Origin of the sequence: Anabaena sp. PCC 7108 (genome assembly GCF_000332135.1) — a bacterium.
Classification (GTDB): Bacteria; Cyanobacteriota; Cyanobacteriia; order Cyanobacteriales; family Nostocaceae; genus Anabaena.
The window spans coordinates 1,223,807-1,247,590 of the sequence record NZ_KB235896.1; the positions used below are offsets into that span (position 1 = coordinate 1,223,807).

The 23,784-nt window shown below is 39.3% G+C and carries 25 protein-coding genes and 1 pseudogene; 9 read left to right on the forward strand and 17 right to left on the reverse strand.

From position 1 onward, the window contains the following. The first annotated feature begins 371 nt into the window (after positions 1-371). Positions 372-1,841: an ammonium transporter gene (locus ANA7108_RS0106340; RefSeq protein ID WP_016949933.1), complete on the forward strand. Its 1,470-nt coding sequence runs from the start codon at positions 372-374 to the stop codon at positions 1,839-1,841. A 205-nt stretch (positions 1,842-2,046) separates the two neighbouring features. Here ANA7108_RS0106340 and ANA7108_RS0106345 read toward each other — a convergent pair whose 3' ends face one another. From ANA7108_RS0106345 to ANA7108_RS0106360, 4 genes are all read right to left on the reverse strand, one after another. Next, positions 2,047-2,313 (reverse strand): NIL domain-containing protein, encoded by a 267-nt coding sequence (locus ANA7108_RS0106345; RefSeq protein WP_016949934.1) that lies wholly within the window; start codon positions 2,311-2,313, stop codon positions 2,047-2,049. Between the two features lie 108 nt (positions 2,314-2,421). Beyond that, positions 2,422-3,261, reverse strand: a complete 840-nt coding sequence (gene cysW / locus ANA7108_RS0106350) for a sulfate ABC transporter permease subunit CysW (RefSeq protein ID WP_016949935.1) — start codon at positions 3,259-3,261, stop codon at positions 2,422-2,424. Beyond that, a complete protein-coding gene (gene cysT / locus ANA7108_RS0106355; protein WP_016949936.1) occupies positions 3,248-4,117 on the reverse strand; it encodes a sulfate ABC transporter permease subunit CysT in 870 nt (289 codons plus the stop codon). The genes cysW and cysT overlap by 14 nt, the downstream gene beginning before the upstream one ends. Positions 4,118-4,292: 175 nt before the next feature. Further along, positions 4,293-5,405 carry a sulfate ABC transporter substrate-binding protein gene (locus ANA7108_RS0106360; protein ID WP_016949937.1) on the reverse strand — a complete coding sequence of 371 codons (1,113 nt, stop codon included), beginning with the start codon at positions 5,403-5,405 and terminating at the stop codon, positions 4,293-4,295. A 518-nt stretch (positions 5,406-5,923) separates the two neighbouring features. Between ANA7108_RS0106360 and ANA7108_RS0106365 the strand changes: the two genes are divergently transcribed. The 3 genes from ANA7108_RS0106365 to ANA7108_RS0106375 all read left to right on the forward strand — a co-directional run bounded on the left by ANA7108_RS0106365 (position 5,924) and on the right by ANA7108_RS0106375 (position 9,290). After that, positions 5,924-7,027 carry a sulfate ABC transporter substrate-binding protein gene (locus ANA7108_RS0106365; RefSeq protein ID WP_016949938.1) on the forward strand — a complete coding sequence of 368 codons (1,104 nt, stop codon included), beginning with the start codon at positions 5,924-5,926 and terminating at the stop codon, positions 7,025-7,027. A 384-nt stretch (positions 7,028-7,411) separates the two neighbouring features. Continuing rightward, positions 7,412-8,179 (forward strand): hypothetical protein, encoded by a 768-nt coding sequence (locus tag ANA7108_RS0106370; protein ID WP_016949939.1) that lies wholly within the window; start codon positions 7,412-7,414, stop codon positions 8,177-8,179. A gap of 361 nt (positions 8,180-8,540) precedes the next feature. Next, positions 8,541-9,290 carry a hypothetical protein gene (locus ANA7108_RS0106375; RefSeq protein WP_026104015.1) on the forward strand — a complete coding sequence of 250 codons (750 nt, stop codon included), beginning with the start codon at positions 8,541-8,543 and terminating at the stop codon, positions 9,288-9,290. Positions 9,291-9,549: 259 nt separating this feature from the next. Here ANA7108_RS0106375 and ANA7108_RS0106380 read toward each other — a convergent pair whose 3' ends face one another. Both ANA7108_RS0106380 and ANA7108_RS28605 read right to left on the reverse strand, forming a co-directional pair. Then, positions 9,550-10,533: a PRC-barrel domain-containing protein gene (locus tag ANA7108_RS0106380; RefSeq protein WP_016949942.1), complete on the reverse strand. Its 984-nt coding sequence runs from the start codon at positions 10,531-10,533 to the stop codon at positions 9,550-9,552. 176 nt (positions 10,534-10,709) lie between these two features. Further along, a pseudogene (locus tag ANA7108_RS28605) lies at positions 10,710-10,912 on the reverse strand (hypothetical protein); the annotation flags it as partial. Between ANA7108_RS28605 and ANA7108_RS31170 the strand changes: the two are divergent. Then, a complete protein-coding gene (locus ANA7108_RS31170) occupies positions 10,897-11,025 on the forward strand; it encodes a hypothetical protein (RefSeq protein ID WP_255344871.1) in 129 nt (42 codons plus the stop codon). The pseudogene ANA7108_RS28605 and the gene ANA7108_RS31170 sit on opposite strands and share 16 nt — an antisense overlap. 235 nt (positions 11,026-11,260) lie before the next feature. Here ANA7108_RS31170 and ANA7108_RS0106400 read toward each other — a convergent pair whose 3' ends face one another. After that, on the reverse strand, positions 11,261-11,611 hold the full coding sequence (locus tag ANA7108_RS0106400; RefSeq protein ID WP_016949946.1) for a MarR family transcriptional regulator: 351 nt from the start codon (positions 11,609-11,611) through the stop codon (positions 11,261-11,263). A gap of 409 nt (positions 11,612-12,020) precedes the next feature. Here ANA7108_RS0106400 and ANA7108_RS0106410 point away from each other — a divergent pair, with 409 nt between their 5' ends. Together ANA7108_RS0106410 and ANA7108_RS0106415 are read left to right on the forward strand one after the other, a co-directional pair. Continuing rightward, positions 12,021-12,272 (forward strand): type II toxin-antitoxin system Phd/YefM family antitoxin, encoded by a 252-nt coding sequence (locus ANA7108_RS0106410; protein WP_015081441.1) that lies wholly within the window; start codon positions 12,021-12,023, stop codon positions 12,270-12,272. Beyond that, positions 12,265-12,681 (forward strand): putative toxin-antitoxin system toxin component, PIN family, encoded by a 417-nt coding sequence (locus ANA7108_RS0106415; RefSeq protein WP_016949948.1) that lies wholly within the window; start codon positions 12,265-12,267, stop codon positions 12,679-12,681. Before ANA7108_RS0106410 ends, ANA7108_RS0106415 begins: the two co-directional genes overlap by 8 nt. 635 nt (positions 12,682-13,316) lie before the next feature. Here ANA7108_RS0106415 and ANA7108_RS0106420 read toward each other — a convergent pair. The 6 genes from ANA7108_RS0106420 to ANA7108_RS0106440 form a co-directional block, all read right to left on the reverse strand. Next, the gene (locus ANA7108_RS0106420; protein ID WP_016949949.1) at positions 13,317-14,153 is read right to left on the reverse strand and encodes a hypothetical protein; all 837 of its coding nucleotides are present in this window, start codon (positions 14,151-14,153) and stop codon (positions 13,317-13,319) included. Between the two features lie 50 nt (positions 14,154-14,203). Next, positions 14,204-14,347, reverse strand: coding sequence for a hypothetical protein (locus ANA7108_RS30115; protein ID WP_158318345.1), 144 nt, complete (start codon positions 14,345-14,347; stop codon positions 14,204-14,206). Positions 14,348-14,352: 5 nt separating this feature from the next. Beyond that, positions 14,353-14,772, reverse strand: a complete 420-nt coding sequence (locus ANA7108_RS0106425) for a type II toxin-antitoxin system VapC family toxin (RefSeq protein ID WP_016949950.1) — start codon at positions 14,770-14,772, stop codon at positions 14,353-14,355. Then, entirely contained in the window at positions 14,759-15,037 is a 279-nt protein-coding gene (locus ANA7108_RS0106430) for a CopG family transcriptional regulator (protein WP_190382954.1), read from the reverse strand. Before ANA7108_RS0106430 ends, ANA7108_RS0106425 begins: the two co-directional genes overlap by 14 nt. 775 nt (positions 15,038-15,812) lie before the next feature. After that, positions 15,813-16,163 carry a DUF5615 family PIN-like protein gene (locus tag ANA7108_RS0106435; protein ID WP_016949952.1) on the reverse strand — a complete coding sequence of 117 codons (351 nt, stop codon included), beginning with the start codon at positions 16,161-16,163 and terminating at the stop codon, positions 15,813-15,815. Beyond that, the gene (locus tag ANA7108_RS0106440; protein WP_016949953.1) at positions 16,160-16,396 is read right to left on the reverse strand and encodes a DUF433 domain-containing protein; all 237 of its coding nucleotides are present in this window, start codon (positions 16,394-16,396) and stop codon (positions 16,160-16,162) included. Before ANA7108_RS0106440 ends, ANA7108_RS0106435 begins: the two co-directional genes overlap by 4 nt. 60 nt (positions 16,397-16,456) lie before the next feature. Between ANA7108_RS0106440 and ANA7108_RS29505 the strand changes: the two genes are divergently transcribed. Further along, positions 16,457-16,633 carry a hypothetical protein gene (locus tag ANA7108_RS29505; RefSeq protein ID WP_158318346.1) on the forward strand — a complete coding sequence of 59 codons (177 nt, stop codon included), beginning with the start codon at positions 16,457-16,459 and terminating at the stop codon, positions 16,631-16,633. A gap of 178 nt (positions 16,634-16,811) precedes the next feature. On the opposite strand, the gene ANA7108_RS31350 is transcribed toward ANA7108_RS29505, so the two are convergent. Genes ANA7108_RS31350 through ANA7108_RS0106455 form a run of 3 tightly spaced genes read right to left on the reverse strand, consistent with a single transcriptional unit; the run spans position 16,812 to position 18,513 of the window. Further along, the gene (locus tag ANA7108_RS31350) at positions 16,812-17,138 is read right to left on the reverse strand and encodes a nucleotidyltransferase domain-containing protein (RefSeq protein WP_144052358.1); all 327 of its coding nucleotides are present in this window, start codon (positions 17,136-17,138) and stop codon (positions 16,812-16,814) included. After that, complete coding sequence (locus ANA7108_RS0106450) at positions 17,096-17,761, reverse strand: hypothetical protein (RefSeq protein WP_016949955.1); 666 nt, start codon at positions 17,759-17,761, stop codon at positions 17,096-17,098. The genes ANA7108_RS31350 and ANA7108_RS0106450 overlap by 43 nt, the downstream gene beginning before the upstream one ends. Then, the gene (locus tag ANA7108_RS0106455; RefSeq protein ID WP_144052359.1) at positions 17,761-18,513 is read right to left on the reverse strand and encodes a hypothetical protein; all 753 of its coding nucleotides are present in this window, start codon (positions 18,511-18,513) and stop codon (positions 17,761-17,763) included. Before ANA7108_RS0106455 ends, ANA7108_RS0106450 begins: the two co-directional genes overlap by 1 nt. Before the next feature lie 454 nt (positions 18,514-18,967). Between ANA7108_RS0106455 and ANA7108_RS0106460 the strand changes: the two genes are divergently transcribed. Then, positions 18,968-19,705, forward strand: coding sequence for a Uma2 family endonuclease (locus ANA7108_RS0106460; protein ID WP_016949957.1), 738 nt, complete (start codon positions 18,968-18,970; stop codon positions 19,703-19,705). A 14-nt stretch (positions 19,706-19,719) separates the two neighbouring features. Here the strand turns inward: ANA7108_RS0106460 and smc are convergent, their stop codons facing one another. Then, complete coding sequence (gene smc / locus ANA7108_RS0106465; RefSeq protein ID WP_016949958.1) at positions 19,720-23,436, reverse strand: chromosome segregation protein SMC; 3,717 nt, start codon at positions 23,434-23,436, stop codon at positions 19,720-19,722. Between the last annotated feature and the right edge of the window lie 348 nt (positions 23,437-23,784).

A 23,784-nucleotide genomic window follows, 5' to 3' on the forward strand; every position in this document is an offset into this window, starting at 1 on the left:
TTTAAAAAAGTTTTGACTGTGCAGTTTTCATAACCGCAAATCCCGATATAGTAAGGAACGCAGCCACATCAATCTTGACCGCTAGAAAGATTATTTACGATCCACACAAAAAAATGTATTTTCTGATACAGAATGTTTGACTTTATTAAACACAAAATCAGGCAAATTTACTGTAATAGTAATTTCAACCACTTATAGCAAGAAATAACTGAATTATTTCTGTGCTTAATCTGTGTAATTTCGCCATTCGTCAAATATATTTTCCAGATTTCTTGGCAAATACCTTGTTTAGTTACCCCAATTAAACTAATTTATTTTAGTACGATTCTAAACAACATCAAATAGGGCTTTTATAGCAGGAAAAAACAGCAATGAATAAACATATCAAACCATTACATCGCCTACTAGCACTAGCTATAGGCTCAATGGTGTTTGCAATTTTTGCTCCCACAGTTGTCCAAGCCGCAGATCCTCCTACTGTTCAATCTTTAGCAGAGACAACCACAAAATTACAAATTTCAATTGATACTACTTGGGTGCTACTCACAGGCTTTTTAGTATTCTTCATGCAGACAGGCTTTTCCATGTTAGAAGCAGGTTTGTTGCGCCAAAGAGGAGTAGTTAACGCTTTATTAGAAAACTTCGTTGATGCGGCTGTCACCATTTTGGTATGGTGGGGTATCGGCTTTGGTATTGCCTTCGGTACAAGTGCTGGCGGTTTTATTGGCACAGATACCTTTTTTCTCAGTCAGCTACCAGGTGCAGATGGTAGCTACCCAATGGGCGCACCTGGTTCTAGTGCGGCAATTAATACCTATACCTTATTTTTCTTCCAATTCGCTTTTGCAGCCACTGCTAGTACCATTACTACCGGTTCAATGGCGGGAAGAACAGACTTTATTGGTGACTTAATCTACAGCGCCATTATGGGTGCATTCAGTTACCCGCTAATTGTTCACTGGGTTTGGAACGCTGATGGCTGGTTAGCTAAAATGAGTTTCCATGACTTTGCGGGTAGTTCTGTAGTTCACAGTGTTGGTGGTTGGACAGCCCTAGTCGGTGCATATTTACTTGGGCCTCGTCCCGGCCGTCCGGCTTGGGGAACGCTACCACCAGCCCATAATTTAGGTTTAGCAGCTTTGGGAACCATGATTTTGTGGTTTGGCTGGTATGGGTTTAACCCTGGTTCTACTCTCAGCACTGGGAATACAGGTTTAATTGGTTTAGTTACGATCAATACCACCCTTGCTGCTGGTGCTGGTGCTATTGCCGCAATGCTTTATCAGTATTTCCGCTCAGGTAAATGGGATTTAGTTTATTGTCTTAACGGTTCCTTAGCTGGACTTGTAGCAGTCACAGCAGGTTGTGCCTATATTTTGCCTTGGGCTGCGGTACTAATTGGGCTGACTGGTGGGATTCTGGTAGTGTTAGGAATTGATTTAATTGAAGCACTGCATATTGATGATCCAGTCAGCGCCTTTGCTGTTCACGGTATCAATGGAATGATGGGTACTCTGGCTATTGGTCTATTTGGTCAACCAGAATTGACCATGAACACAAAAGCTGGATTATTTTTAGGTGGTGGCTTTGATTTACTCGGTGTACAGCTTGTCGGTGTAGCTGCAATTGGTGCTTTTAGTATTGGGTTTGCCTTTTTAATGTTTAGTGGACTCAAAGCAATTGGACATTTGCGTGTTAACTCTGAAGCCGATAGAGTCGGTATTGATGCTTACGAACATGGAACTACTGTATGGCCTGATGTCTATGCAGTTGAAGAGTTTGTAGAAGAACAACAAAATCGTTCTCAAAATCCTAAAATGAGCGCTTTTGAAGGTGAATAATCTAGCTATTACCGCTGTGCTGTACTAAATATCTCCGCAAAAGAAAGTAGAGACGTTGCTAGTAACGTCTCTCTTCAAGGTTTATGGAACAAGCGCATTAATTATAGGACTTACGCAAGTGTCACACTCAAAATCTGTTGTAGGGTGTGGTTCGGTAAGCTCACCCTACCAATGTGCCAGTTGCGTAAGTCCTGAATTAATTGAATTACCAATTACTAATTTTTTTGTCATCCCAAACTTCTAAATCCAGTTCATGGAGATAGATTAATCCGTTTTGAATTTGTGCTTCTGTTCCTTGTAAATCAAGCTCAAACCAGCCATCACCAACAGCATCACGTCCTAGAATTGCTACTTTGATATTCACAGTTAGTCCGTAGTCTGACACTAAACGAGAAATTACAGGTTCTTGGTGATAGTCTTTAGGAATTCTCACCCGAATTCTTTGATAGATCAACGCATTTTCACTAGCCATAAAAACCTCCTACAAAAGAATTTGATATTTTTTCTAGTAATGCCAATTTTATGTAAGGCTGCACAAAATCATCAAATCCATTGATATTTGAATCATTGCAATTACGAATTATTCAACTTCTTTAATTTTGGTTTTCCGTTCTAGAATCTCCTTCAGCACCAAAGTTACTACTGCTAAAAGTGCCAAAATTACAGCGGCAGAAAAAGCAGCTTCGGACTCATACTGTTTATAAGCCTCTTCAACAAATAACGGTAGACTCTGAGTTGTATTGGCAATGTTACCAGAGACGACTGAAACAGCACCAAATTCACCCATTGCTCTGGCATTGGTTAAAATCAAGCCATAGAGTAAACCCCAACGGATACTGGGTAAGGTGACACGCCAAAATGTCTGCCAATCATTTGCACCCAAGGTTCTGGCCGCTTCTTCTTGATCTTTGCCATATTCTTCTAAGATGGGAATTACTTCTCTAGCTACAAAAGGCATACTCACAAATGCTGTTGCTAGTACCATGCCGGGAAAAGCAAAGATAATCTGGATATTATGTGCCTGAAGCCAAGGACCAAACCAACCCTGTCTTCCATAAAGCAGCACAATCATTAATCCAGCCACGACTGGAGAGATAGAAAACGGCAGGTCAATTATACTCAGAACTATAGCGCGTCCTGGGAATTTATGACGAGCGATCGCCCAAGCTGCACATAAACCAAATACTGTATTTATAGGTAAAGAAATCAATGCCAGTAACAAAGTTAACCAAGCGGCATGAAGAAATTCCGGTTTGGTGAGGTTAGATAAAAATGGGGTGAATCCGGTTTTGAAAGCTGCAAAAAAAAGGTTGATCGTGGGGATATATTGGACTAAAAATAAATAAGCGATCGCAATCGCAATCAAAACACCTGGAACCCAACTTTGCTGTTTAGGCTTATTTCTCTTATCTGTTGTCATATCTTCTAGCCCAAGCTTGTAAAAAATTAATTGCCAGTAACATTACCAAAGAAATTGCTAGTAAAACTACACCAATGACAGTTGCACCAGAATAGTCATATTGTTCTAACCGCTGAAAAATTAACACAGGTGCAATCAAATCTCGAAAAGAGGTATTAGAAGAAATAATTACCGTTGAACCATACTCCCCCACTGCGCGGGAAAAACCCAAAGCTACACCAGTCAAAATTGTGGGAAATAAAGGCGGTAAAATGACTTTCCAGAAAGTCTGCCATTGAGTCGCACCCAGACACCAAGCTGCTTCTTCAATTTCCTGTTCCATTTCCTGAAGCACAGGTTGCACAGTCCGCACGATAAAAGGCAGAGATATAAATATCATTGCGACTCCAACCCCTAACCGGGTAAAAGATACCTTAATTCCCAGTGGTGCTAACAGTGAACCAATCCAACCATTATCGCTGTAAACAGTCGCTAAAGTTAAACCCGCAACGGATGTTGGTAAAGCAAAAGGTAAATCTACCGTGGCATCAATTATCCTTTTAAAAGGAAAATCATAACGTACTAATACCCAAGCAATCAAAGTTCCAAAAACGCCATTGAGTAGCGCCGCAAACAGTGAAGTGACAAAAGTAACGTTGTAAGTAGACAATGCCAACTCATTGGTAGCGATTTCCCAAAACTTAGCTGGAGGTTCTGTACCGGCTTTGAGGAACATCGCTGCTATGGGAACAAACAACATCACAAATAGGTATCCGATGGTAATTCGCCAAGTCCAAGGCAGGTGAATTACATTATCTAGAAATACCTTCCAAACAGAAGGTTTAATGTTAGCTTTCACAGGAGGAGATACAGTCATAATTCAATATTTAAGTAGGTGGGCATAAATATTTATCGTTGAGACAAGGCAGGAGGCAGAGGGCAGGAGGCAGAAGGGAAGAGGTTTTTGGGCAAATTTACATTTCGTTGCATACTTTGGTTTTTTAGTGTCTACCTACTTAGTCAATCTTTAATCAATAGTTATTTTTCACGAATTACCGCTTCTTTGTGGCTTGGATTTTGTCAAAAACTCCCCCATTAGCAAAAAACTTATTCTGAACCGTATCCCAACCACCAAAGTCCTCAACTGTTCCCAAAGTTTTTACTGGAGGATATTTATCTGCAAATTCCTTGCTTTTCGCTACTGTCTCATCTACAGGACGAAATCCCACCTTGGCAAATTCCTGTTGTGCTTCTGGGGTAAATAGGTATTTGACGAAACCTTCTGCAACTTCACGATTACCATGTTTATCAACATTCTTGTCTACTACAGCAATGGGATTATCAATGGAAATATTTACCTCAGGGATAATCGCAGTCACTTTTTGACCCTTTTGTTCTGCTAAAACAATTTCATTTTCGTAGTTTATCAGCACGTCACCCTGACCTTGCTTGAAAAAGGCATCTGTAGCTTCACGGGCATCTTTTGTTAATATCGGCACATTATTATAAACTTTCGTCACAAATTCAGTGGCTTTGGCTTCATCACCACCAGTCTTAATTACTGAGTTCCACAGTGCTAAAAAATTCCAACGGGCAACTCCTGACGTTTTGGGATCTGCGGTAATTACTTTAACGTCATCTTTTGCTAAATCTGCCCAAGTTTTTATACTTTTTGGGTTGCCTTCACGAGTGACTAAAGCTGCTACAGACTTAGAAACAATAGCATTGTTAGGAGTTTCTTTTTCCCAGCCCGGTTCAATTAATCCCGCTTTTTCAATCTTTGCTGTATCTCCAGCTAGTGCTAAGTGAACAACATCTGCTTCTAAACCATCAATTACAGCCCTAGTTTGGGAACCAGAACCACCATAACTTTGTTTAAAGGTGACAGTTTGGTTATGTTCCTGCTGCCATTGTTTCACAAATTTAGGAATAATGGCTTGATGAGCAGCTTTGGTGACGGCAAAGGATACCAGGGTTAGTTCTACATTCTGCTTTTTTTCGCCCGCAGCAGTTTCAGTGGTAGTATTACTGTTATTGGCACCAGAGCAAGCAGCAAGTGCTACACTCAGAAATCCCCCCACTAAAAAAAGTGATACAAAGCCTTTAAGCGAATTTAGTCTGAGTCTAAATTGCGATCGCTGCAATAAGCACTGCCACAAATTCATTTTTTCTTCCTCCTGTTAAACTACAGTTAATTGATAGAAATAAAGTACATATACTTTATCGTCATAGATGATTACAGCTATCTAGTGATGAAATCTAGATAAAACCTCATATTAACGATAGGGAATATGGGGATTTTAGCAGATTTATAAAAAATTACAATACCAGAAATTAGCTAGTATAAATTAATTGGCATAATTATTTATTTAAAATATACGAATAGTCACGGATTTATAAGTTACTTTTAATGTTCTTATTAAATAAGTATTTAAAATAAATTCTTGAGTTTATTTCCTAGATTGCTTGTCATGTATTGGTTATAAAAACTTCGCCTCTCTAGAGAGTATATTTATTTTAGTAATAAAAAATACTCAATATACTTGATAGATAAATAGTTGTTTTTAAGTGTAAAGCCTATTGATTTTCTATGTCGCATCTGATACGCTTTTTTTTAGACATTAAATACGGTAATTCGACCAATTAACCGTTGATTAGACTTATCCTCACCTAAGGCCATCCCATGAGATATAATTTCTCCAAAACTGCGAAACTCTTTCCCACAACAAGACCAGTATTTTTACCTTTTAAATTCTATTCTGCGTTGTTTTTAGTAGCAGGATTGAGTGCAAGCGCCATACTACCTGTATCTGCAGGTACAGCCCCAAAAAATCAACTGATTAGTCAAAAAAGTAAGACAGTTGAAATTACCTTAGTTTCTTACGCAGTAACCAAAGCTGCTTACGCGAAAATTATTCCCAATTTTGTGGCGAAATGGAAGAAGGAAAAAGGTCAAGAAGTGACAATTAAGCAAAGCTATGGTGGTTCTGGCTCCCAAACTCGTGCTGTAATTGATGGTTTAGGCGCAGATGTAGTAGCTTTAGCATTAGCTTTAGATACCAAAAAAATTGAAAAAGCAGGATTGATTAACCCAGGTTGGGAGAAAGAAGCCCCCAATGGTTCAATTGTTACCCATTCAGTAGTTGCATTAGAAACTCGTGCTGGTAATCCGAAAAAGATTAAAACTTGGAATGATTTAGTCAAACCAGGTGTGAAAATTGTCACAGCTAATCCCAAAACTTCTGGTGGTGCTAGATGGAATTTCTTAGCTTTGTGGGGTGCAGTGACTAAGAATGGCGGAAATGAGTCCCAGGCGCTTAATTTTGTCACCCAGGCTTTTAAAAATGTTGTTGTACTACCCAAAGATGCGAGAGAATCTAGTGATGCTTTTTACAAAAAAGGTCAGGGAGATGTCTTACTCAATTATGAAAACGAGGTTATATTAGCTGCACAACAAGGAAAAACAGACACTTCTTACGAAGTTCCCTCAACTAATATTTCCATAGATGCACCTGTGGCAGTTGTCGATAAGAATGTAGATAAGCATGGAACCCGTGAGGTGTCAGAAGCTTTCGTTAAGTTTCTTTTCACTCCAGAAGCACAGCGTGAGTTTGCTAAAGTTGGTTTCCGACCAGTTAACGCCACTGTAGCTAAAGAAGTACAAAGTAAATTCCCCAAAATTACTCGACTATACACTGTAGGGAATCTTGGTGGTTGGGATGCTGTTCAGGAGAAGTTCTTTGATGATGGTGCTATTTTTGACAAAATTCAAGGTGGACGGCGTTAACTCTTTCTGAAACTAACTCCAAAGAAACACATTCGGTAGCGTTGGAAATAGGGATGATTTTCAATACTTGTCGGTTAAGCTCAAAAAATAGAATTAAGTAGGTTGGGTTAAGGAACAAAACCCAACATTTATAAGCATTTGTTGGGTTACGCTATCGCTTAACCAAACCTACAAAAGTCCTTAAACGAACAGTATTGGGATGATTTTCAACTTAAAAAATATTAGTATCAGTAATATCCCTGCTTTAGCTATAGCTTCTGTAGCAAATTAGCTTGAATTAGTAGAAGTAGAAACGGCAAACTCAGTAATTGCACTCTAGCAAAATAGAACAATTGTATACAAAATAGGAGTTGTCACATACATAACAACGGTAATTGTCATCCGATGAATAACCCAATGATTTGTAGCCGCCAACTAACAAAGTATCTGCGATTCCCCACTTTATCAGTAATCTTAGCTGCTAATTTAGGAATCACAGCCATAGATGCACCGACTTTAGCCCAAACTACTACAGTTTCATCTGTCAAGAACAGTGTTAACTTTACTTGCAACGACACTGAAGCAACAATCAAAGCGAAAAATGGAGCAAAGGTAACTATTGGCACAACAAATATATACATTGGTTATCAGCAAGTGTCATCTAATAACAAAGACCCTCGGATCATCCGTTTTGATAAAGGTGTGAAAAAATGGTGTCGCAGCGACTATGAAACCACTGGTGATGATGGTAGTGGTTATGGACTGCTTTCAAATGGAGGAAGTGTTTTATACGGTGTTTTCTCCTCCACTGGTAGCCAAACTGGAAATGATTTTCGGCGTTTTGCTACTGGACGTTGGCTACCCAGCTATGGTAGTGGCGGCGGTGCAAAAGTAGCGGTTATAGCCCGAATTGATCCCGCCAATGGCAACGTAAATTATGCTACATTTCTCACTGCCAAAAAGACTAGTGATGGTAACAGCAACTCTTTGACGGTGAAGTCACTGTCATGGAATGGCACAAAGTTGACTGTACAGTCAGATTCCTGGTGGAGTCCCCGTCGTCCTGATAAAAATGCCATGAATTGTTCTGGTTCTTCACCTTTCCCATATACAACAGTATTCACTAGTGACTTAAAAACAGTTAGTTCTGCCTCAGCAACTGGCTGTAGTTAATTACAGGTTTGTAGTGAGGGCTTCAGTCCTCTCTATCTCCTTTCAGAGACGCTTCGCTAACAAATAAGGGCTAAAACCGTTTTTTATAAAGATGCAATTTATCCGTTCTTGTCGAGTCGAGAATCCCTACCTATGGAACGTCTCTACAAGGGTTTAGACATCATCGAAAATCATTTTCATACCTCAAATCAGTAACTCCATTATCAGTAATATCCCTGCTTTAGCTTCCATATCAAATCAGCCTGAATTATTAAAAACGGCAAAACTAGTAATTACACTCTATTAAAAATTAAACAATTATATACACAATAGGAGTTGCTATATACATAATAATGATAATTATCATCCGATAAAGAACCCAATGATTTGTAGCCACCAACTAACAAAGTATCTGCGATTTCCGACTTTATCAGTAATATTAGCTGCTAATTTAGGAATCACAGCCATAGATGCACCAACTTTAGCCCAAACTACCACCGTTTCATCTGTCAAGAACAGTGTTAACTTTACTTGTAACGACACTGAAGCGACAATCAAAGCACAAAATGGAGCAAAGGTAACTAGTGGCACAACAACTATGTACATTGGTTATCAGCAAGTGTCATCTGAGAAGAAAGACCCTCGGATCATCCGTTTTGATAATGGTGTGAAAACATGGTGTCGCAACAACTACGTAACCACTGGTAATGGTGGTAGTGGTTATGGACTCCTCTGGGATGGGGTAAGTGTTTTATACGGTGTTTTCTCTTCCACTGGTAATAATTTTCAGAACTATACTACTGGCTGGCTAACCAGCTATGGTAGTGGCGGCGGACCAAAAGTAGCTGTTATAGCCCGAATTAACCCCGCCAATGGCGATATACAAGATGCTACATTTCTCATTGCTAAAATTCTCAGTGGGGAAAGTAACAATTTAATTGTGAAGTCACTGTCATGGGATGACACAAATTTGACTTTGACTGTACAGTCAGATTCCTGGTGGCGTCCCCTTCGTCCTGATAAGAGTCCCATGAATTGTCCTGCTTCTTCATCTTTCCCTTTAACATATACAACAGTATTCACTAGTAACTTAAAAACTGTTAGTTCTGCCTCAGCAACTGGCTGTAGTTAATTACAGGTTTGAAGTGAGGACTTCAGTCCTCTCTATCTCCTTTCAGAGACGCTTCGCTAACAAATAGGGAACAGGTGACAGTGCTAAAAGTCTTTTGGTGTCTAAGTTTTAGCATTGGTTGATGTCCTAACCGCCTTGTCCTTTGCTATACTAGTTTTTTCACCCCTAAAAAACTAACCCCTCCTCGCTGTTTTGAAGAAGGGATTGGTAAATCAGTAAATTGTTGGATTTGAAACTGTTAGGTAATTTCTACAAGTTATTAATATCCGCCTTCTTCTTCGTACTCTGGTTGTCTTTCCTTCACCTTCTTAGGAATATTAACTGGCTGTGGTGCATCTTCCCAAGCGTCACCTTCGACATCGTCATAATCGTCATAATCGTCGGTGTATGGCTTTTTGTAGGTTTGAGCTTTTAGTGGTTCTTGATATCTATCTTGACCACTTGCTTCACTCCAGTTATCCTCTTCATCTTCTTCATATTGAATAGATTCGTATTGGCGTGCTTGCATTACCCGCCTTTGTGGTCTTTCTTCTTCTATATAGTCTTCAGTCCATTCCTCTTCTTCCCTCACTACTGGTTCAGGAGTGCGGAGTTTTGCTCTAGGAGGCTGTAATGGGACTCCACTAGGTAGTTGATTGGCTGGTGAAACTGTACGTGGTGCAGAATAGCCATACTCTTCTTCTGCATTTCTTTCCCAAGGTGCTTTACCAACTCCTAATCTTTCTAGGATACCGACTGTCAACTGGTTAACTCGTTCTTCAGCACCTTCAAAGACAATCAAGCGACTGGGGCCTGTACTGACAATTTCATCTATTGAGATTTCGTAGGTACTCAAAAATTGGTCAGGTATTTGAGGAACTCCCAAGGAAGCTATGACTATGGAGTAAATTTTTCCCGTTTCTCCATTAAATTTAAAGCCTCGCACCTTACCTAGTACTTCACCAGTTTCGGTGATAACTTCCCAGTTCATCAAGTTGCTGAGGACTTCAACCTCAATATCTTCGATTACGTCTTCGTTATCAACGAGTATGACATCACCGATTTGATTGATATTATTGAGGTACATTTGGCGAGGCAGTCCAGAGATAGAGATCAGGCTGTCTCGTAAACCAAGTGCCACAACCTCTCTTTGATCAATGTCAATCCAGACTTGACTCACGATACCTAGCCGCTTGCCGTTGTCGCGGGTGATTACCTGAGTGTTTAATATATCGGAACGTCTAATAACTTGTTCAGAGGTCATTCTATAGGTCGTCCTGTTCGCTTAACGTGCCGTAGGCAATCTCGAATCTGGTTTATACATATACTATTTTTAACAGAAACTCAAGTTTATATATTAACTCAAGTTGTTAATTATCTATTTTAGGCTGGTAATTGGTAATTGGTGATATCTTTATCTGTTGCCTGTCACCTGTCACTTTATTTAATACCCAAAACTTGAGTATACGCTCCCCTGGCTTGAGTTACCCCTATTGTGCGTTGGGCTGATTCTATCATCGGCCGACGCAAGCTCACAACAATGAACTGCGCTTGTTGTGCCTGTTGTTTAACCATTCTAGCTAATCGTTCGACGTTTGCCCCATCTAAAAACATATCTCTTCGTCAAATGCGTAAAATGGGCTTAGGTGCGGCTGAAGGGGAAAGCGGATGTTTTTTTGTGGATGCTGATGCTGCGATCGCCCCAGATGCCATTAATCGGGTAAAATTGCATTTGGCTGAATATGCAAATAATTGATAAAAAATGGCATATCTTCCGATTTTATAACAATTTTTGTTGTTTCGGCAGAAGATTACTTTCACTTTTGACTTCCCAAGAGAGTTATCTTCTTAATCGTTAATTGTGGATATTTTATTCTTAGAGAATCGAGATAATAACTGGTTGCCTACACCAGTAGAACAGGAAAAACAACGTGCAGATTTAGCCGAAGCAGAATTAGCTAAATGAAGACAGTTACTAGCAGAAAAAGAAGTTAATTTTTCGTTAGTGGCATGAATATTTCAACGGCTTCAAACGGTACAGATATTTTGTCTTCTTCTGTCCGTTCAATTAATCCCAGTTCTTCCAGGCGATTTACGTCTGTGTGTACGTTTGAATAGTTTCTTTCGGCTGTTTTTGCCAGCGCGTAAATACTGCATGGCTCTATTTTGCTTAAAGTATCAAGCAAATCAAGTCGAGCAGGCGTTAGCTCGCTAAAAAGTGATTTTGCAGATTCAAATGAAAGTCTAAAATTTACTGGCTTTCCAATTTCGGAGTCTTTAATTTGTTGACGAGCGGCTCGGATTGCAGAACCACCTTTGGCTACTTCAATAATTGCTTTCATGATTCACTCCAGGTTTCAATGTCTTTGGTGGTGTTGGCTCTGGTAATTCCCATATAACAACCTCGACGATTGATCCGTCGTCATGAACTTCTTTTGCTTTGGCGATTAGAGTGGCCTTCATATATTGCATTGTAGCAATACATTTAAATTCTGTCGAGTAGCAATATTATGGGACGAAGGATGGGCAAGCGATCGCCCTAAATTTTTTAAAATAGTAACAGTAGGATGTGTTAGCGTAACGCATAATAATTACAAATTAATCATAATTAAAAGCAAAAAGACGCTTTAAGTAACGCACCCTACAAAATATACATCAACGATGGAAACTGCGATCTGCTTGCAGCAGCACTTCTCTATCGCCCTACAGGGTATGTTAGAATGACCAGAGTTATTTCTCAAACAAAATGTAATGCGACAAGTTTCAGTTTCAGAAGTAAAGGAAGATTTTGCTTACATTATGGATAGCGCCCAACAAGAACCCATTCTTGTAAAGGAACATGATCGCAATTATGTGGCTATTATTTCGATGAATGATTATGAGGATTTGGTAAAGATTAAAAATCTTCGTTTAAAAAATATATCGGCGGATTTAGGGGCTGAAGCTCAGGCAAATGGACTAACCTTAGAACTGTTAAACGAGATACTTAACAGTGATGCTTAATCGCTATGTTTTGGACGCTAATGTCTTGGTTAGTGCTGTTTTATCTCCTGGTTCTACTGCTAATCTAGCTTACCAAAAAGCTCTTGAGACTGGCATCTTATTGATTTCAGTTGAAACTTTTGCGGAGTGCGAAAGTGTGATATTTCGTTCTAAGTTTGATCGTTACATTTCTGTAGCACGTCGTCAAAAATTTTTAGCGGAATTTAGGGCAGCCGCCGAGTTAGTCTCGATTCTTGAGTTAATTAATGATTGTCGAGATACAAAGGATAACAAATATTTAGATGTAGCAATTAATGGTTCGGCAAATGTTTTAATTACAGGTGATCAAGATTTGTTGATTCTTCATCCTTATCGGAGAATATTACCAATTTTAAGTCCGTCGGATTTTGTTAGGGATGATGTTTACTGAAAAGTACCTTTAAAATTTTAACTTTTAGATGAATAGAATATGTAAATCAGCAACAGTAGGATATGTTAGCGTAGCGTAACGTAACGCATAATTATTACAAATTCGTCATAATTAAAAGCAAAAAGGCGCGTTAAGTAACGCACCCTACAGCGACTACAAAAGTTAACACCTGATACTGATCTTCCGTCGGTAATACCTCTACCGTTTGTAAAATTTGTTTAGATAAGGCAGACATACTAGTTATTCCTACAAAAGAAACGACCTTATAATTATGAAAAATAAGTAATTGGACAAAAATATTTACAGTCATTGCGAGCGAAGCGAAGCAATCCCAGCCCTTGCGATTGCGTCATTCCACTGCGTTCCATTCGCAATGACATTGTGTAATTAATTCTGTCCTAGTACTTATAACATTAACTTCTCCATTATGAAAGGCGAACTGCTTGCAGGGAGATCACACTGTAGGTTGAGTTAAGGAACGCAACCCAACCAGTTAAGCGAGAACAATGTTAATTAATTTTGGAAGGGAATATTGTTTGTGTGGAAATGTTGGGTTTCCTTTCGTCAACCCAACCTACAAGATCGGCGATCGCACTAAATAATTATTCCTACTTTTCGAGTCTAAAATTTCATTTCTAGATTGTTTGAGAACTTGTCAAAACGGAAAAATTCTTTTCAGCATATTGAATAAATCTAAGCAAAAGGATCAGCGAAGTAAAAGCTTCTTCTTCTCCAATATTTAAACTTGCCCCATGAGCAGCATCATCTCGCCAATACTTTAATAATTCACTATACTTACGAAAATCAGCTTTAATAAAACCATTAAGCTGACCAATAAGAATATTCTCAATTGTAGTTCTGCCTCGACTTGACTTGTATTTGTCAAGAATATCTTGCTCATTTCCACTTTTCTTAATCGCAAGAGCTAGTAAGACTGATTCGTATGTTGCTCCACACATCACGCAACAAGCAAAATAGTTTTGTGAACGATAGCAACTCAGTGCTTCTTGGCTACGCGATTGATAACCCTGACCAAATAAATTATCTCGATCACTTAAAAGTTTAGAAAATCTTCCATGTTCTGATGGTATACATTCATTTATTTCACACTTTGAGATCCATTTTTTTCCAAAGCTTGTAAGTAAAAATTTTGCACAAAAGTTTTTGGGATATTGAAGCTCTTCTTGATTGTTCAGAGGTGCAGGTCGAAGAATACCTCTTGAACAAAAATACCAAGCCGCATCATAGAAAGCTTCTACGCTAGTTTCAGTATCATAAAATGTGGGACAATAAACACCAGATTTAGTGTCCCACCCGTTAGGTTTGTGTTTTTCAAGATAATCTTCTATTACTTTATCTATGTTAATGACTTGATGATTAGTGCTATTACGAGTTACCCAGCTTACAATTTGTTTACAAGCATCTTCCTCAGTGAAATTTTGTGTGATATCAGTAAGTTTAAGTTCATTCATAAATATCAATTTTATTGGGATGTAGGATTTCACAAGATATTTTTTCACATTTAACTGTGTTTTTGGCTAACTGTCAAGTTACTGCGATCACTTTCTTCTATGAAGTGAGATCGCCTCAACAATCTATCTTCTAAAGGGTTTGCGGTATTGCGATAGCGAAGCGCTCCGTAGGAATCGCTATTACTGTGAGTCATGATTTTTAGTTAATAGACATCAAATTCTCAAAAGGATGACGATTTTTCCAGCGGTAAGTATTAAAGTCCCGAAAATCAACAGATAGAATCCGCCCATGCCCCAAATGTTCGGCAAGAATAATCAATGAAGCGTCCGCTAAATCCATTGGCAGAGAACTATATTGATTCATCAATTCACTGATTCTTTTCCCATCTTGAACGTTGAGATCAAAAACCTCAAAAGCACCAATTTCTAGGCTATGAATAAACGTCTGTTGAGCATTTGTGCCTGTACGTTTCAAGAGAATATGACAAGTTTCCGTAATCACACACCATGTTGTAACCAGAGGCTCATCAATCGTATCTAGAACTTCTTGAGCGAGAACATGATAATCATCACGGCGATTGATTAGTGCTATCCAAAAGCCAGAATCAACGATGACCATATTTTTCGTTAAGACTTTCAGTGAGATATTGCTTGTAATTAACCGACAAATCAGAGTCCCCTTCAGCACAACCAATCAACCCTGATTCTCTAAGGAGTTGCAAAGGTTTTACAGGGGATTCTTGATGTAATTTTTCATAATAAAGATCGATCGCCACTTTCATAATGTCAGACGCACCTTGATTTGTACGCTGGCGAATATAATTAAACTTACTAGCGCGATCGCTATCAAGCCTTGCATTAACTCTCATATTTTTGCTTGTCATAACTCTGTATGACAATACTATAGCTCAAAAAATTCAAAGTTAAATAGTTCTCAAATAGTTTCCTCATAGGGCGATAGCGTATTGCTAACCCAAGGCTAACGCCAACGCAAAGCGTCCCGGAGGGAACTAGCGCGACCTAGTAATCGCTATTCCTGTGAGTCGTTATTTCTAAGCGATACCTGCGGCGAGGGAAGCGATCGCTTGATGGTAGTTTGAATATCTGATCTTTAAGTTCTTGTAACCTATCTTCCGCACCCTCAACTGTCACAATCGGTTTTTACTCTTTTTTGTGATGATATGAGGATGTATTGTATACCACATCTCAATGAATTAACGGATACATGATGTCGATAAGGCATAATTTATATCCAAAAATCAAGAGAGAATTAAGTGATAATACTATGTGACACCCCAGGGTGCGGAATGTGGGTTGTAACAACATAGATAGCTCCTATGTTTGAATGGTTGTCTAATATATGTTGTCTATTCAATATATTTAGGACTTACGCATTGACAAGATTCCTCAAATATGTAATATGAATTATATTTCTTGTAGGGTGCGTCAGACACGATATTTTCACAAAAAACAGATTCTCTCTATCTGACGCACCTTACTCAATAAGTTATTCCCAAAGGCGAAAACGACGCAATTTCGTTCATTCACATCATGGCAGATTCGTACAGTGCGTAAGTCCTAATATTATAAACAGTCTCGCTTTATAAGTCTAATGTGATTGATCATCGATCACACTTAACACCAATAGGCGAACTCGCACTAATGAATAATCAAACTATCTCTGGTCATTTCTAAAAAATCATACGTCAAAAACAATTCTATTATTTGATTAATATTTTGTCGAAAAAGTTGTTCAATTTGTTTGTTACTAATATTACCTGTCGTTATTAGTAGTAGTTTGTAAGGCTCTTGTTTGATTAAAAAAGAATCTAAAAAATCTTTATCTTTGGTAATAACAATTCTCTGTTCCAGGATTGATAGTTTGTTGATTTCTGAATCTGGAGTTGCATTTTTTAAAGGAAGATTCTTAGTATGTATAACATCACAACCTAAGTTCTCTAATAAATTAGCAATTCGCATTGGTAATTGAGCATCAATCAAGAATTTCATGAAACTAATTGGAGGATACTTTTAACTTGAGTGAGTCGAGTAGCAAAGCTGAGAACTGCTAAAATGTCTTCGTATTCTAAATCATCATAATCTTCTAAAATATCATCAATATTCATGCCTGAACTCAAAAGTTCTAAGATCATTTCCACTGGATAGCGTAATCCACGAATACACGGTTTACCATGACAAATATCATGGTTAATTGTTATTCTATTTAATATAAGATTATTCATGATATTAGATGTTATGTTGGCACTAAATTAATTGTACTTGATTTTTCGAGTTCTATGAAAATGGAAAAAATCGAACTGAAAGTCAGCGTTGTGCGATTCCTGCGGAGCTTCGCTATCGCACTTGGTCAACCGAACTTACGAGCGATCGCACTTGCTCAATCCAACCTACAAGCGATCGCACTACAAAATCACCGTTCACACTTAACCCCAATAGACGATCGCACTTTATCCATCTAACCTACAAGCGATCGCACCTTATCAATCCAACCTACAAGCTAACCTACGAGCGATCGCACTTTATAAATCTAACCTACAAGCGATCGCACTGTAGCGGGGTTGACGAAGGATTAAAGCTAATGATTCAACAGTTCATCTAGGTAAGCAAGAATCCTAAAGTGAAAACTTTATTAGAAGGCTATAACGGGAAAATGCACATTGCAGACTGTTCAGCAATAAAACTAAGTTCCGACTCCTCATCTTCTCTAAGCAGAAGTAGATCTATAGGTAAGCGCAGGCACATTGCACTAAGCTTAGTACGAAGCTTTCCAGTGTCAACTCCACACTGGTAAATAATGAGAAGATCAACATCACTGGGCAGAGCCTCTTGTCGTAATAGTGAACCGAAAAGATACCAGCGTAAATTTGGGAACTCTTTAGAAAGTTTATTTGCAAGGCATTTAAGATATTGAACTACCTCCTTCAATTCCACGGTTTGTTTAAAGCTCCTAATAACTCTGCCCACTTATAAATCTGGACTCCGGCAGAATCAGCAGCCTCCTTTGCTAAAGTCGTTGGACGACAGTTTTGATTTGCAGCAAGAATTGCATCACAGTGACCATACTTATCGAGACCATTTCGTATGGTATCTGCTGATAAGTCATAATCATGAAGAGCTAATATTACAACCTGATGTAGCCCTATTCTTTCTAACTGATATCGTCGGTCATCAAGGCGCTTCACAGTAGAAATACGAGTGTGTTGCTGTAGTCCTCTTAAAATAAACTTTACATCTGGGTTAATGTATGATCTCGGATGCTCCGCTCTCATGGCACGATAAAGGTCACCAAGATCACCTATTACTATCTTATTTTCTTCCGCCAGTTCAATCGCACTACCGTGATAATAAGCATTCTTTGAAATATTCGTAACAAAGCTGACCCCTGTCTCAAAGGTTAAAATATCTAAAAGGTCAGACTTCTTAACATCCATTAGGGCTATTGTAGCGACCTCATATTCATCCCCGATTGTTCTCTTGACTCTTACGCGATTGGGGGAGACGCTGAAGGCTGCTGTGATGTTATCATGACTTTCTAATTTGTTGACTAGCCATGATCCAGTCCATGTATCTTCTCGGCTTTGAGGCATTAGAAATCTCCCAATATCTGATTCATCTCTGCTGGAAATTGAGACCCATGTTCATCAGAGATACCTAAATGATAAGCTTCAAAATCATCTGCATGTTGACGGAAGACTTCAAGCGTTTCAAGCTCTTGTTCATTTAGATATTTTTGGTTAGCATCAAGCAGATGAAGAATATGGCGATTATTGGGTAATATTGTGCTTCGTATTTTTCTAAGCCATATTACTGGAAAGCCACTTTCAGGATTAAATCTTTCATCCGTTTCCGGACCATATCTCAAAAATATCATCCTATTCTCTTTCAACTTTGGCAGAATTGCCAAGCGTACCGAACTTCGAGAAGGGTATTCAGTAACTGCAAATCGTTCAGCAATTTTTTCACGATGAGAACACTTCCATTCTTGAAGAATAGAATCAGGGTATTCTTCTTCAGCCTTATCAATAATAGTGTGACAAGTAGGACACAAAAGAATCAGGTTTTCGTAAGCACCCCTTTCCTCTTCAGAAAGCTTTTTATTTGCACGCGGTCCTACATTACTAGCACTAAAAACATGAGCCATCTCAGCTATATGAATTTGTTTGTCTCCAATCTCCTTAAAGAGTGGTACGAGACATTGAGGGTTCTGGCAGTAGCCCCCGGAGTCAGAAAACAACCTAAGTTTCGTGTTTGTATCAGGAGATGCTTTGCCGCGTGAACAGGTCATAGCTAAACCAACTGTACTTAAATAGTTAATTAATCCATCTAAAGTTTGGGACAATTGCCCTATGTTCAATTTTACCGGATGACTAGAGGTAGGCGAACGAACTGGAATCGCTCCACAATTATATATCTTACGCAATCTTGCGGACTGGTTCAATGATCAGATGATTGCAATTTAATACCCAAAACTTGAGTATACGCGCCTCTGGCTTGAGTTACACCAATTGTGCGCTGTGCTGACTCTATCATCGGACGACGCAAACTCACAACTATAAACTGTGCCTGTTATCTCATGATTTTAGTGCAAGATGTGAGCTTTGGTCACGTCTATGTTAGGCTAGGTGCTTATAATAAGTTTAAATGCACAAATTGTAGACATTTTATTATTAGAGATAGAAACGGCACACTACATCTAAGCATATTCACATATATTCAAGTTTCACGTATCTGAAGATAATTTTTAAATTACAATATCTTCAATCAGCGACGCTAAGGCAAGGAGCTAATCAATCATGTATCAAATAGATCCACCATTATCTCCTCAAGAAGTATTGCCAACTATGTATGATTTACCTAGTGAAAATCAGGAGGAACCAGGATTGCCAGATGAATTTCACCTATTACAACCAGAATTACTACGCAGTACATTTCGTCCGCCCAACTATACTGAAGATAATGTATTCACAGGTAGTGATTTAAACTTATATTATGATTCCCGTCATACCCAATGGTATAAACGCCCAGATTGGTTTGCAGTATTGGGGGTGTCTCGATTTTATCAAGAAACAGAACTCCGATTAAGTTACGTTACTTGGCAGGAGGGAGTAAATCCTTTTGTCGCTATAGAATTGGTATCACCAGGTACAGAAGCGGAAGATTTAGGGAGGAGTTTAAGGGAAGTTAATCAACCTCCTAATAAATGGTCTGTTTATGAACAAATCCTGAGAATCCCTTATTATTTTGTTTATAACCGTTATAGAGATGAGTTTAATTGTTTTGGGTTGGTAATGAGTCGTTATCAACCTTTGCCCATCAATGGACTAGGAGTATGGTTAGAAGAAGCAGAATTGGGTTTAGGATTATGGCATGGAGAATATCAAGGATTAACCAGATTGTGGCTACGTTGGTATGATCGAGATAATAACTGGTTGCCTACACCAGTAGAAAAAGAAAAACAACGTGCAGATTTAGCCGAAGCAAAATTAGCTAAATTAAGACAGTTACTAGCAGAACAAGGGGTTAATTTATAGCATTTTTAGCCATATCATCTGTCACTTAACTTAATCCCCAAAACTTGAGTATATGCGCCTCTAGCTTGAGTTACACCAATTGTGCGTTGCGCTGATTCTATCATCGGACGGCGCAAACTCACAACAATGAATTGGGCTTGTTCTGCTTGTTGTTTAATCATTCTCGCTAATCGTTCCACATTTGCCCCATCTAGAAACATATCAACTTCATCAAAGGCGTAAAATGGAGATGGACGATAACGTTGCAGGGAGAATATAAAACTTAATGCAGTTAAGGATTTTTCTCCCCCAGACATGGAAGCTAAACGTTGTACAGGTTTACCTTTGGGGTGTGCGACTAAGTTCAAACCACTGTTAAAGGGATCTTCAGGATTATCAAGTTGTAAATAACCATCACCGTCGGAAAGTGTGGCGAAAATAGATTGAAAGTTTTCGTTTACTGCGTCGAAAGCTTCTTTAAAAGCAATTTGTCGCAAGGTAGTAAAGTTTTCAATTCTTAAAAGCAATTCTGTCCGTTCTGCTTCTAATGTCGTTAATTTATCGGTAAGTTCTTGGAGACGACTTTGTACTTTATCATGGTCTTCTAACGCTAACATATTCACAGGTTCCATTGCCTGTAAGCGTTTGGACAAACTTCTCAATTCTTTCTGCAATTCATCCAAATCGACTTGATTGGGAACTTCTGGGAGGGGATTTGGTAGTTCTGCACCTAATTCTCGCAATTGGGTTTGCAAAGCTGCTAATTCTTCCCGTCGCTTTTGCTGGATTTCTTGCAGTTTTTCAATTTCCCATTGTAATTGTTGTTGACGCAATAAGAGCGATCGCACTTCGGTTTCTGTCCCATCCCGTTTTCGCTTCTCTTCTCCTAAATTCTCCTCCATTTTCCGCAAAGAAGCCTGAGTTTCAGTAATTTGGATATTCAGTTCTACTAGTTGATTGTTGACTGTTTCCTGTTCCCTGTTCCCTGTTCCCTGTTCCTGTTGATATTGTAAAACCCGCGTTTGCGCTTCTTGGATTTTTTCTTGTAAACGCTGTTGTTGATTTTCCAGATTTTTCAATCTTTGTTCTGCTTCTCTTAAATCACTTTCTTTTTGTCGTAATTGTTGCTCTTGAGTTTTAATGATTGCTTGGATTTGTTGCCATTCACTAGGCGTTTGCGAAGCTTCCAACTCTGATAAAGTATGTCTTAATTGTTGCAGTTGAGCTTCTTGTCCTGGTAATTCCCGATCTAGAACTTCCAAACGAGATTGTGCCGTGGTGAATTTTTCGGTATTTTGGGAAAGTTGAGCGCTTGTAGTTGCCAATTGCGCTGTTAAACTCTTAATATCTTTTTGCAACTGTTCCAACTGTAACTGCTGTTCCCGTCTTGCTTGACGTGCTTCCGTCAGTTCTTGAGTTAGAGTTTTGGTGCGAATTGCTAAAGTAGAAATTGCTTCTCCACAACGTTCTAAAACACGTTCAATATCTACCAAGCGAGTTCTTAAATTCGTAACTTCGTCAGATTCTGCGGCTTCCCCAGTTCCAAAGCGTAACGCTGAACGCTGAGTATTACTCCCACCAGTCATCGCACCGCTAGTTTCTAATAATTCACCTTGTAAAGTGACAATGCGATAAAGTCCGATATTTTTTCGCGCTTGTGCAAGACTAGCAAAAACTACAGTATTCCCAAAAACATAGTTAAACACATCTCGATAACGGCGATCGCACTCCACCAAATTAGCAGCATAATTCACAAAACCATCTGCAAAACGCAAAGTTGCATCTTGGACAGATTTAGGTGCTTGAATTTTATTCAAAGGTAAAAAAGTTGCTCTGCCGGCGCGTTTTTGTTTCAGCAGTTCAATTCCCGCCGAGGCAATACTATCATCTTCTACCACAATATGTCCCAAACGTCCACCAGCAGAGATTTCCAGCGCCAACTGATAACGAGGATCTACCTTTCCCAACTGCACAACCAAACCACATAATCCTGGCATTTCCGACTGTAAAATTACTTTACTGGCTTGTGTTCCTTGAACTTCTTGTTGCGCTTGAGTTTGTGCCTCTAATTTATCTAACTGACGTTGCTTTTCCCGTTGTTCTTGCAAAAGACGCTTTTGGGTTTCTTGTTGAATTTGTAACTCTTGTTCAGTCGCAGCCAGATTTTCAGCTAAATTTTGGATAGGCTGACTAGAAGCATTGAATTCCGTTTCCACCCGTAAACCTTCAGCTTGCTTTGCTGTTAATTCAGGTTCTAAAGTGGCAATTAGCTGAGATTGTTCAGAAAGCAGTTGCTGTAATTGAGTATTTCGTTCTTGTAATTGCGCTTGTTCAGTGCGTTGAGGTTCTAGAGTTTGCAGCAAAACTTCTATTTGGCGATTTAAAGCCGTTTGTTGTTGTACCCAAGCCTCCGAAGCAGTTGCAATTTCCGCCGCAGCAGCACGAGAAGATTCTAAAGCTTGTTGTGCGTCATTTCGTTCTGTTTGTAAAGACGTTACTTGCAACGTTTCTACATTTTGTTGTTGTGCAGCTTGTTCTAAAGAAAGCTGATATTGTTGAATATCCTGATGAGATTGATGTAAACGCCTTTTACATTCTTCCAAAGCAGTTTCCAAATCTTTTTGCTGACGTTGGAGTTGCTTGCGTTCAGCTTCTTGAGTAGCCAGAGAAGCTTGTACCGCCAAAAGTTCCTCCTCACCCAAAGCTTTGACGTGGAGATTAAGTTCCTCAAGTTCAGCAGTTTTTTGAATAATTTCTGCGTTAACCGTTGTCAGTTGGGTAGTGAAATCGGTAAAATTGCGATCGCCCGTTTGAATTTGCGCCGTTAACTTTTCCTGCTGTGCTTGGAGAGAACGCCAAGATAGAACCGCTTCCCAAGACTGCTTATGTAGAAACTCCGTTTTTAGCTTTTGATATCTTTCAGCCTTAGCTTTATCTTGAGAAAGGCGATCGCGCTGTACAGTTAATTCAGTCTCAATAATCCGACAACTGTCTTCCTTTTCCTTCACCTCATCCAAAGTAGCCTTAGCTTGACGAATCTTCCTATCAAAAGTCGCCACCCCAGCCAACTCATCAATAATTTCCCGACGTTCCCGCGCATTCATCGAAATAATGCTAGTCACATCACCTTGCAACACCACATTATACCCCTCAGGATAAACCCGCAGGTCACTTAGTTGCTCATGTAACTCAGTCAGAGTACAAGCAACACCATTAATATAATAATTCGACGTATAAGTTCCTTGATGAGTAACCCGTAACCGCCGAGTCACACTCCATTCATTCGATTTTGGATTTTGGATTTTGGATTTTGGATTTTCTTCCGCAACCTCCCCAACTTCTTCCTCTCCCCTGCGCCCTGCGCCCTGCCCCTCCGCCTCTTCTACATCTCCCCTGCGCCCTGCACCCTGCCCCTTTGCCTCTTCACTTTGCGCCTCTGCGCCTGACGCACTTTCGTGCTTCGCTGCGCTGGTGCGTGAGACATCAGAAATATCAAAAGTCACAGTCACACTAGCTTCCAGCGCCGAACGTCCCTTATGTTTTTGAGCATTATTTACCAAATCAGGTAAACGTTCAGCCCGCATACCCTTAGAACTAGCCAGTCCCAAACAAAACAGCAAAGCATCGAGAATATTAGATTTACCAGAACCATTAGGTCCAGATATGACAGTACACCCCGGCAGCAAAGGGACAGAAGTAGTCCCACCGAAGGATTTGAAGTTTGTGAGTTCAACGCGCTTGACGTACACCATAGGCGCTGGTTAACCGAAGCTCAAAGAACAAGTGTATCAATTATTTTAATATTCGCAACCAATAACAAAGAATTTTATTTATGGAGTCAGGGAACAGAAAGACAATGCGTATAATTAATTTTTATCACGCAGAGGAGCCAGTGCGTTGCGCGGGTTTCCCGCGTTGTAGCAACTGGCGTAGCGCAGAGAACGCGGGGAGGAAGATTAAAATAATTCGTAATTCGTAATTCGTAATTCGTAATTCGTAATGCTCCCTTCGGGAGAGCTACGCTAACGTAATTTGTAATTCGTAATTAGTTAAATATGCCGGATATAATTGATGTTAAAAGATATCCAAAGCAAATTTTT